Genomic DNA, 10,336 nt, shown 5'->3' with positions numbered 1-10,336 from the left:
ATGTATAAGGCTCACGCCAGTACACGCATATCTATCCAACTTCGTTTTCTCTGTTCAGAACGAAACTCCAGAATTTAAAAGTATTCTCACCTTTGTTCGTTTCTAGTAAGAATTGAACGGTTCGTAAAAATTCACCCATGAGCATCTTTAACAACACTCATGCTTCTTGTACTACTTCTGTCTTTATGTAAATCTTTTCAAAGATCGCTTCTTTGTGTTGCTAACGCAACTTTTAGTGCGAAAGCGAGTGCAAAGGTAACACGAAAAGTGATACCCTCCAAATAAACGAGCAGAAAAGTTTGAAAAAAGATAAGGATTTAACGTTTGTTTATAATTTCACCTTTTATATATTATCATTTATGAGAATATTAGAGTGAAACGTAATGTATTACGAACCGAGGGAATTATGTACAAAATGTACATTTTTTATCATGAAAACATCCCTAAAAACGGCTCTTCAAAACTTACAATATAGAAAAAATCAATAGGCACAGAGGGAGCAAAGAAGAGATGAGCAGGTAAGAAAAAAACAGTTTTTGATGTAAAAGCAATGAGTTATCCATTCCATCTACATCCTTTTGACGGGCAATTTACAGGCAATTACCAGTCAAAAGCATGGATATTACAGGCTTAACTCAATGCTTTTGGCCTCAAATAGTGAAAGAATGAGATGGAAAACGGCAAAAGAAGACTGTAACTACCTATGAATAAATAACATACAAAAGTTGTTCATATTTAGCTTATTTGCACACAGCAACGTGTCTGTTTGTCTACAAGCCAAGGATTCAACGGCTTGTTGTCAAATAAAAATCATCTCCAGTTGGAATTTCTTCTTCATGACGGCAATATGATTTTACGATTGTATCAAGCCCAGAATCAGCAAGAAAAGACGAGTCTACATCATTTCATTCGCAGCAAAAATTGAATGGTGCACCAACCCAACACGCCGTTCAAGCTCCACTATTCATCGCTGGTTTTAAACAAAAGCGCATCTTCGGCCATGACCTTCTGTAACTGCTTGGCATTCGGTTTGAACGATGCGTAGGTTAAATAGCCTGCCACAGCACCACCCACCACGGGAACGACCTTGCTCAAACGCTTGGTCAAAGAGCCTTTGGTAACTTTCCCACGCACCCATTTCGACATGCTTTTTACAAAGGGAAGCCAAACATTGGTAGGCACATTGACCTGTGGCAAACGAAACGCCATATCCTCTGAAATCGTACGTGCCACCTGCTTTACGGCTTGATTAGCAACATCCGACCCCTGCATCGCTCCTAAGAAGATGATCAACAAATCATAAGCCGAAGCCTTCATCTTGCCGTCTCTGTCTATCAAGTCTGGATAGCCGTATAGATAAGCCAACTTTTGAGCAATAATCAAAGTGTGATAATAATACTGCACCAGGTCAATGGGTATGGCAACAAACACCGCTGCCCCACCAGGTATGCCTGTTACCGTGGAAACAAGGGTTGCCCTCTTAGCCTCTCTGTCGATGTAGTCACCAGCGATCTTTGCGATTAATTTTTCTGAAACGACATCAATCGGCCGTTGCAAGGCAGCCTTTTTGATTTCCTCGTCGGTGCAATGTGGGCGCAAAGCCTCCACTAAAAATTCAATTCTATCAACCTTAGCACCGGGGATATTCAAGATGGCAAACATGAGTTTGCCCCACCTTTTCACTTCATTAGTTTTCTGATTTTCCATCGTTCAATCGTTTTTTGCCACACTTTGAATCGTCAAACCTACGCTAAACTTTAGGCCAACCGAATCATAGCGGCGAACATCGTTCAGCCACAAAGATAACAAAAAAACGATAAGCAGATACATCTGTCAGCATAAATATTCACAGCAGCATATCCTGTGAAGATCATTTTGAACTGAATGCACATCTTGCACGACCACCTATTACACCTGTTAAGTTACACCTTATATTAATATATGACAATCATGCTTTGACATGTTTTCATCATGGTCATCATCTGTGTAAAGTTTTCTCATAAAGTATGAAAGTTCCATACTTGAGAGGTTGTGCCAGTATTCCCTAACCACGCCAATTTCAGAGAAATGGGCACTCTTTATTTTGAAGTTGAATCTATTAAAATAAAAAAACGTTTTTTTCTATGGTTTTCTATAAAACTTTACTATATTTGCAAACGACTATCTGGAGGTTTGTGAAAATCTCTAATTAGTTTAGTTAAGTCTAGTTTAGTTTTTGTGTTGGTTGGGGGTTACCGATTGGTAGCCCCCAAGTTTTTGATTGTCCCAACAAGAGCCGTGTTTTATGGTTGAATGTTCCGAATAGGCCCTTATAGCGAGAGTGATATAAGGTTCACTCATTTACTTTCAACATACAATCTCGCAGCGTGATTAACACATCTGCGAGATTGTAGATGATGGTAGTGCGGCCTTTATACCATCAGTAGCGATGGCAATATTGATGATAACAGCCGTTAAACCCTACAGCGTAATGGCAGCGCCGGCCACCACCCAGATTCCTGGTTGTGGCACATTGTCTGCATCCATGTAGGTTTTGTTCAAAACGTTGTTGGCATTGAGGTACGCCTTCCAGTTACTTTCGTTCCACGTCAGACGTGCGTCCACCACGCTATAAGGCTTGTACGAGTGAGCCACTCCCTCTCTATCCTTGTAGCTTCCCATACGGTCGAGATAGCGACAAGACAAACCTAAATCCAATTTGCCAATGAGATGCAGCTGAGCATCAGCCACCAACTTGTGCTTGAGATACTCCAAGACGTATTTGCTAACAATGCCTTTTTCCTCCTTGTGGTCTTGATTGATAAACGAATATCCCAAAGATACGTTCTTCAAGAAGCGCTGTGAAGGCAGAATGTGCAAGAAATTAAAGTCGAAACTGCTCTCAACGCCCAACGAATTAATCACACCAAAATTGACACTCTTCCACACCAATTCATTTTTTTCATTGCGTGTACCGTCTTGTATCCAGTCTATCAGGTTTTTGTGATGATTGTAATACACGGCAGCCTTGGCATTGATGTAAGGGTTGCCAAACTTGATACCTCCCTCGAGGGCGGACAGTTCCTCTGGTTTGAGGTGCTTGTCTGCCTTGTGACCACCTACAGAATAGAACAATTCCGTCATGGACGGCATACGCAATGAGGTGTTATACGAGGCATAAAGCTTAAAGGCATCACCGATGCGGTAGCTCATATCTACCCCTGGATACACGCGCATGTTCATGTTCGCCTGACTGTTTTTCACGGCAATCAGGCCCGCCGAGAGGGTGAACCTATTGAGCAGCACGTTATGTTCAAATACAAATTGCGTATTGGTGCGTTGCAATCCGTTGGTGTACTGACGGTCAGTGCCATGAATGTGCTGTGGGTTCTCGAGCTTCTCCCCAAGGTTTCCACTCATCAAGTCTTCGTGTCTCAGCTCAGCACCAAAGGCTGTTCTACCTCCAACCCAATCAAAGTAGGCATTCAGATTGACGCCATACACGTCGGTTCGGTGGTAGTTGAACGGATATTTGTTAGGCTCTCCACGAAACAACTCGAACCTATCCATGCCTCGATTCCAATAAACAGACGGGCGAAGATGAAATTTACCTTGTTTGTTCTCAGCTTGTATGGCTGTGAACGTCTTGAAAGTATGCTCAAACTGGTTGTCCCATTTCACGCCATAGAACGTGTTTGATCCAAAATCTTTCAAGCTCATGCCGGCATGCCACTTCACATCAACCCATCTATCTTGATAGCTTCCTTGATAAAATGACTTGAGCGTACGATAATCAGCATTCAGGTTTCCTGCCTTGCTGCGTGAATAACCATCGCTTCGAGTCGCCGAAAGGGAAAGCTGGTTGTTCCAGTTATTACGGGCGATATTGCCCCTTAGACCAGTGGAGAGATAGCCATACGAGCCACTTTCCATGCGAGCTGTGAGTGAAGTGCGGGCTGCCGCCTTGGTGACAATGTTGATAGCGCCTAACAAAGAAGATGTGCCATAAACCCTACCTGCAGGACCTTCCAAGACTTCTATGCGTTCGATTTCGCTCAAATCGACAGGAATGTCGAACGCATTGTGCGCGGTTTGCGCATCGCAGATATTGATACCATTCAACAGAATAGTGACCTGCTCCGAGTTTCCGCCACGAATACCCACATCGGTCAATGCTCCCAATGGTCCTTTCTGGCGGACATCAACCCCTATTGCTAATTTCAATAGGTCATTAACACTTTGTACCGGAGCCGATTCAATATCCTTTCGGCTCAGTACAGTTACCATTCTCGATTGCTGACTAACGGTCAGCGGAGCGCGCGAGCCGGTGACGACTACTTCGCTCAGTTTCACTGCTTGGCTTGTAAGTAGGTCATTGGGCAAGTTACGGCGTACACTTACACCGTCTGCCTTTGCGTAAGTCAATGTGCTTACGCTGAGAACACTAATCAAAACTTCTTTGCCAAGAGCAGCGAAGAGCGAATATCCTTTGCGGTTAAAATGCTTGAACCACAACGGATTGCGCTTGTTAAACTGTTCTTTTACCATTGTTTATAAATTAAAAATCACGGCAAAGTTAATGAAAAAGAAACACAACCCCACTTTTCAAAGGGTACAAAATAAGAGAAAAGTGGGGCTTTTGTTGTTGGATTGTTTCAAGATTATTGAATCATATCTCATAGCATCTTTCATGCCATTGTGCACATAACGCTTAGAATCCAGATACACTATAACCTGTCCATCACAGGTCAGAATCATGACAATCACATTGAAACTTAGTAAAGATCAAGCTGAAAAACGTACTTCAAACTACTTAACAAGATTCCCCAAGATGCTGCGAGTGATTTCACGCGTCATGGTACGAGTAGCAGCCGAAGTGGCATTTTTAACAGCACGCTCAGTGGCTGTCTTGCGAGAACGCGATTTCTTACCCGTCACTTGGTTGGAAACTGCCGTTCCTAATACCGAGGCAAAAGTGGCTGTGAGGGCGGTGATGACCGATTTCAACACTTTACTGAACAGGCTGTTGCCCTTACTTGTTGCGGTTTTCTGTGTTGATTTTTCTTCTTCTACAGGCGTTTCTTGCTGTGCCTGCTGTTCCATTTTGAGGAGTTGTTCGTAAGCACTTTCACGATCAAAGGGCTGGTTGTATTTACTTCCCAAGCTCGATTGAGCGATAATGGCTTTGCGCTGTTCGTCCGTGATGGCCCCAATTTGACTCAATGGAAACAGCATTTTAGCTCGTTCAACCATCTGTGGCGCCCCTTTCTCATCCAAGAACGACACCAAGGCCTCGCCTGTTTCAAGGTTGGTAATAGCCTCTTCGGTTTTAAAGGCAGGGTTCGCACGGAACGTTTCTGCAGCACTCTTCACCGCTTTCTGATCTTTTGGCGTGTAAGCACGAAGCGCATGCTGCACCCGATTGCCTAACTGTCCGAGTATGTTGAGCGGTATATCCGTAGGACTCTGGGTGATCAAGTAGATGCCCACACCCTTACTTCGGATAAGGCGTATCACTTGTTCTATCTTAACAATCAAGGCTTTTGACGTACCCTCAAAGAGCATGTGTGCCTCATCAAAAAAGAATACCAGCTTGGGCAGTGGCTGATCGCCCACTTCGGGCAACGTTGTATAGAGTTCAGAGATTAACCAAAGCAGAAAAGTGGAATAGAGTTTCGGTTGCATCATGAGTTTATCGGCGGCCAACACATTCATGATTCCTTTCCCACCTTCGGTTTGCAACAGGTCATGAATGTCGAAAGAGGGCTCACCAAAGAACAAGTCGGCGCCCTGACTTTCCAACTGGAGCAGTGCACGTTGGATGGCTCCGATGGAAGCAGAGGAGATGTTTCCATATCTCGTGGTGTACTCTTTGGCATGCTGCCCTACATAGTCGAGCATGGAACGCAAATCCTTCATGTCTATAATCAGCAATCCACGGTCGTCAGCCACACGGAACACGATGTTGAGAATGCCTGCCTGCGTGTCGTTGAGTTCAAGGAGACGCGTCAGCAGTTCAGGCCCCATCTCCGAAATGGTGGCACGCATGGGATGCCCTTGCTCGCCATATACATCGAAAAACCGCACCGGACAAGACTGGAACTGCGGATTGGTGATGCCAAATTCTGCCATTCGTTTCTCAATGAAACCTGAAACATGGCCCGCCTGACTGATACCCGACAAATCGCCTTTCATGTCAGCCATGAAGCAGGGTACGCCCGCCTGGCAGAACGATTCTGCCATCACTTGCAGGCTCACAGTTTTTCCTGTTCCCGTTGCCCCTGCCACCAATCCGTGTCGATTAGCCATTTTGCCATTCATCACAATAGGACCTTGTTGCCCATGTGCAATGTATAATCCTTGTTCTTGCGTATACATGATGTGTTACTGATTAAATTATTTCGGGTAAAGAGTTCACTTTTTATTTGAAAGATAGATAGAAACACTCAAAACACGAGCGGATCATTAGCATGATTACAAAACCATTATCTCGATGATTCCAATGATGAAGAAGCATCCACCAATCGCATTAATCTCTAACAACTTGATACCTGGCAACCATGCAAGCACCTACGACGCCTGCTCTCTCGCGCAATGTTGAGGTTACAACTTCCGAATCTTCATTAACGATGTTCAGTGAATATTTCTTGATAGCCATCTGAACCGGCTGTGTAATGTAATCTCCGGTCTGCGACAAGTCGCCACCGATGATGAGCATATCCGGGTTGAAGATGTTGATCATGCCTGCCAAATTGCGCCCTAACTGGTCTGCTATCTTCTGCAAAGTTTCAATACACAGCGTGTCCTCCTTCTGAATTGCGTACAGAACGTCAGATAGTGTGAGTTCTTTATTCTCTTTAAGCACTTTGTCTGAAAGGATGGAACGCTTGCCCTTCAACACGTTTTTCACCGTTTCGCGCAGCAGAGCCATGCCAGAAACCTCAGTCTCCAGACAGCCTTTCTTTCCACAACGACACAACACTTCATTATCATAAGCTTTCACATGACCGAACTCACCCGAGAAGCCTGATTTCCCATAATATATTTTGCCACCTACAATAATGCCGATTGCTATGCCCCAACTCGCATTGACAAACAGCACATTCTTGGCACTTTTGCAGCAACCTACCAAGTATTCGCCAAAAGTCATGGCTCTGGTATCATTCTCAATGCACGTTGGAATGCCAATCAGATCTGAAATATACTTGGCTAAAGGCTGATCCAAGAAATCGAATATACTGTGACTAACGCCGGTGAACGGATTCACTCTGCCCGACACGTTCATAGAAGCATGCAAGATAGATTCCTTTTGTATGTCAAGAGAGCCAATATATTCATTCACAAGATTGAGCAAAGTGTCAAGGCATTGCTGTGTATTTTCTAATTGAAATGGAATCTTATTTTTCTCAAAGACAATGTTTCCACTGAAATCACAAAGAGCCATAGCTAAAGAGTTATAACTGGGGTCGATGCCTAAAAAATAGCCAGAATCGGTAGACAGACCATAAACCGTAGGAAGCCTACCGTGCGTCTGATCGCGTTTTCCTTTCGAAGCCACAAACCCCTTGCTCATCAGATCTGTGATGATTTTTGTCGTAGTTGGAACGCTGATACCTATATGTTTCGAGATTTCCGGTATCGTACAGCCATCATGCAGCATCAGATACTTGAGAATTGTTTTATAATTGTCAGGCTTTCGGTGCAAGTATTCTAATTTTAGTATGGTCTTCATTTTTGATGTTGATTTAACCTATATAAATGAAAGCAAAGGTGTTGAGTTTCAAATCAAAGCACTTTATAAGGCAAAGATACAAATTAAAATCGAAAACTTGAAACATTTTTGTAGTATATTCTGCTTGAAAGTAAATAGAAAAAAATGCAGACGTGTGCGGCTTGAGGTCATGTCAATAATATGATCATTCGTAGAGAAACAGTCTACCGTGCGTCCAGATGACCTGAAAATAGGCTATTGACAACAAACAGGGACTTTTCAGCGTAGGATTTCGTTTGAAAATCATCTGTCATTTTTCTTGACAATCACCTCGCTATAATTCGCTTATTTGCCACCATGCCTCGAGGTTCTCGCAAATTTTGGAAACATACGCAATCCCCATATCTTCCTACTGCTCAATACATTAAGCGCTTCAAGCCCAATCTTTGACCTTGTGTTTCGTGCTTTTACACGGTTAAAGCATGCTTTTAACCGTATAATTGGTATACTTTAAAGGTGTAAATGCATGTTACTTGAGCACGAATAGCATAGCTTTTAACCGCATAACTCAATGCTATTGGACCTTTAGGCCTGTTTTCTGAATCCAGAAAGAGATAAATGTACCGCATTTGCCTATCGATTTTCTCTATTTTGCACTTTTGGAAGGGCTTTTTATTGTCATTTATACGGACAAACATCCCAACCGGCCAACACAACAACCTATATCCTACCCCATGCTCTTTGCTCCACATCTATAAGTCCAACCGCGGTGTGGGCAAAGCAAAGAAGATGAAATACAATTATCAGTCACAACGAAAAAAGGAGGCAAACACCCATGACAGATGTTTGCCTCCGTTATTGAATGATTGAACATTTTTTAGCTTGCTTGTGCCCTTGAGCCAACAAGTTCGTCGATGTAAAGACGACAGGTTCTTTTGATGTAGGGACGACCTTGGCGTCGCCCACTACACCTTTCGCTAAAAAGTTATTTATATCGCCCTGTATCCCAATATTGTGTTATTTTGATTCCATGCCCAGATACTTATACTAAGTGCGCCAATAGCAACCTCGCTTGGTCAGGGCATAGGTCACCAAGAAAGCCAAGGTGCTCAGCACCACGCCTTGAGTAAAACCGAGGAGGGCGCTGCGGCTGAAAACCTCCAAATAAGGCACCCATCCCGTCAGATTCAACACAGGCATAATGAACAGGTCTATGGCCACATAGGCTATCATCGGGTTCTGCCCGGCATAGCCAAGTGAATGGCTTAGCCATCTTATTTGGAAAATATCACATAGCAAATGAAACGTGATAAACAATAGGAAGGCTAGCCCCGATGTGATGAAATAATAGCTGAAAGTGGCCGTGTCCTTCCTCACTCCTCCCTCGAAAGCTTCAAACACCAGGCCCAAAATCAGCAGATAGCCACCTGCCCGATACATCTTCCGCCATAGCTCACGCGATATACCGCTGCTTCTGGATATGAGGATGTGCATGAATGCCAGCAAGGCAAGGGTACACCCCAGGTTGAGCAAGAGTGCCCGAGTGTAGAGGCCATACAGATTGACAATGATGATGAGTACCGGAGTGAGTGTTAATCCAATGGTCACCACATAGTTGTTCTCTTTCCGAGCAGGCGACTTGGAGGCTGCGTTTATACTCCAATCTTTCAGATATTCACCCGCGAAACTTCCTGGAATGACGATGAACAGATATTTGAGATAATCGAATCGGAAGGCCCAACTCACTGGTGTAAACTCGAAGACGATATGATTCCATGAGGTGGCGTTACGCGCGGCTAAGAGCATTCCGGCCAACATGGGCAAGACCGCAACGCGCAGCCAGCCATTATCAACGGTAAAGACATAGATTAGCGACCCGAACAGAGCCATGTTGGCCAGCAGCAGTAGGATAATATTACTGTCGGCCAGGCTGAATCCTTGGTGGTTGGCATAGCTTACGGAAAGCACCATGAACGCCATCAGCCCGTATCCTATCAACCGCACGGCCATCCTAACAAGCTTGCTCCAATGACCGGGTAGCCTCATATACATGGGGAAGAGGAGCGCAAATCCAGAGAGGGCGATGCCCCATGAACGCAGGTCTTGTGGTGCCGAGATGAAGTAGGGGTAAAGATGTTGCACTGCGATGGCAAAGACCAGCAGCCTGAAATACCGAAGTATGATGTCGCCCACAATCTGCCTGTTCGGTTTTCCACGGGCAATCTTGCTCCCTATCGAGAAGGGGAAGGCGGCACCCATGGCAAACAGAAAGAACGGGAAGACCAGGTCAACCCATGTGATACCATATATAGTGGGGTCGAAATGGAATCCCGATCTCGGACCCTCTTGTGCATGGTACATCCATGCAGGAAGCACGCCCCAGACGATGCTGCCCGACAATATCATTGTCAGGATGGCATAACCTCTAAATGCATCTAAAGATAATGCGCGCTGTTTTCCTGTGTTGCTTGCTTGTGTCATCACTTCATTGCTTTTCTAAAGATGGGTGGGTAGGTCTCCCCAATACCTCAACCATCTCCCTACCATGACTTGGGACAGGCAGGCTGACAGCACCTATCCAAACCAAAATCAAATAAATTATTAATTACAAGTTAAGACTGTTTATAAACAGCGTCGAGAAGAATA

General features: G+C 44.3%; 5 protein-coding genes. All 5 read right to left on the bottom strand.

Annotated elements, in window-relative coordinates; all coding sequences use genetic code 11:
* Positions 1-960 precede the first annotated feature (960 nt).
* The 5 genes from HMPREF1254_RS03050 to HMPREF1254_RS03020 all read right to left on the bottom strand — a co-directional run bounded on the left by HMPREF1254_RS03050 (position 961) and on the right by HMPREF1254_RS03020 (position 10,171).
* Positions 961-1,707 carry a hypothetical protein gene (locus HMPREF1254_RS03050; protein ID WP_023057078.1) on the bottom strand — a complete coding sequence of 249 codons (747 nt, stop codon included), beginning with the start codon at positions 1,705-1,707 and terminating at the stop codon, positions 961-963.
* A gap of 753 nt (positions 1,708-2,460) precedes the next feature.
* Positions 2,461-4,527 carry a TonB-dependent receptor plug domain-containing protein gene (locus HMPREF1254_RS03045; protein WP_023057060.1) on the bottom strand — a complete coding sequence of 689 codons (2,067 nt, stop codon included), beginning with the start codon at positions 4,525-4,527 and terminating at the stop codon, positions 2,461-2,463.
* 261 nt (positions 4,528-4,788) lie between these two features.
* Entirely contained in the window at positions 4,789-6,357 is a 1,569-nt protein-coding gene (locus HMPREF1254_RS03040; RefSeq protein ID WP_023057075.1) for a helicase HerA-like domain-containing protein, read from the bottom strand.
* Positions 6,358-6,508: 151 nt separating this feature from the next.
* The gene (locus HMPREF1254_RS03035) at positions 6,509-7,711 is read right to left on the bottom strand and encodes an ROK family transcriptional regulator (protein WP_023057142.1); all 1,203 of its coding nucleotides are present in this window, start codon (positions 7,709-7,711) and stop codon (positions 6,509-6,511) included.
* A gap of 1,026 nt (positions 7,712-8,737) precedes the next feature.
* Positions 8,738-10,171: a DUF5009 domain-containing protein gene (locus HMPREF1254_RS03020; RefSeq protein WP_023057024.1), complete on the bottom strand. Its 1,434-nt coding sequence runs from the start codon at positions 10,169-10,171 to the stop codon at positions 8,738-8,740.
* Between the last annotated feature and the right edge of the window lie 165 nt (positions 10,172-10,336).

The organism is Prevotella sp. BV3P1 (genome assembly GCF_000479005.1).
Classification (GTDB): domain Bacteria; phylum Bacteroidota; class Bacteroidia; order Bacteroidales; family Bacteroidaceae; genus Prevotella.
Note: the sequence above shows the minus strand (reverse complement) of the source record. Positions and strands in the feature narration are given on the sequence as shown.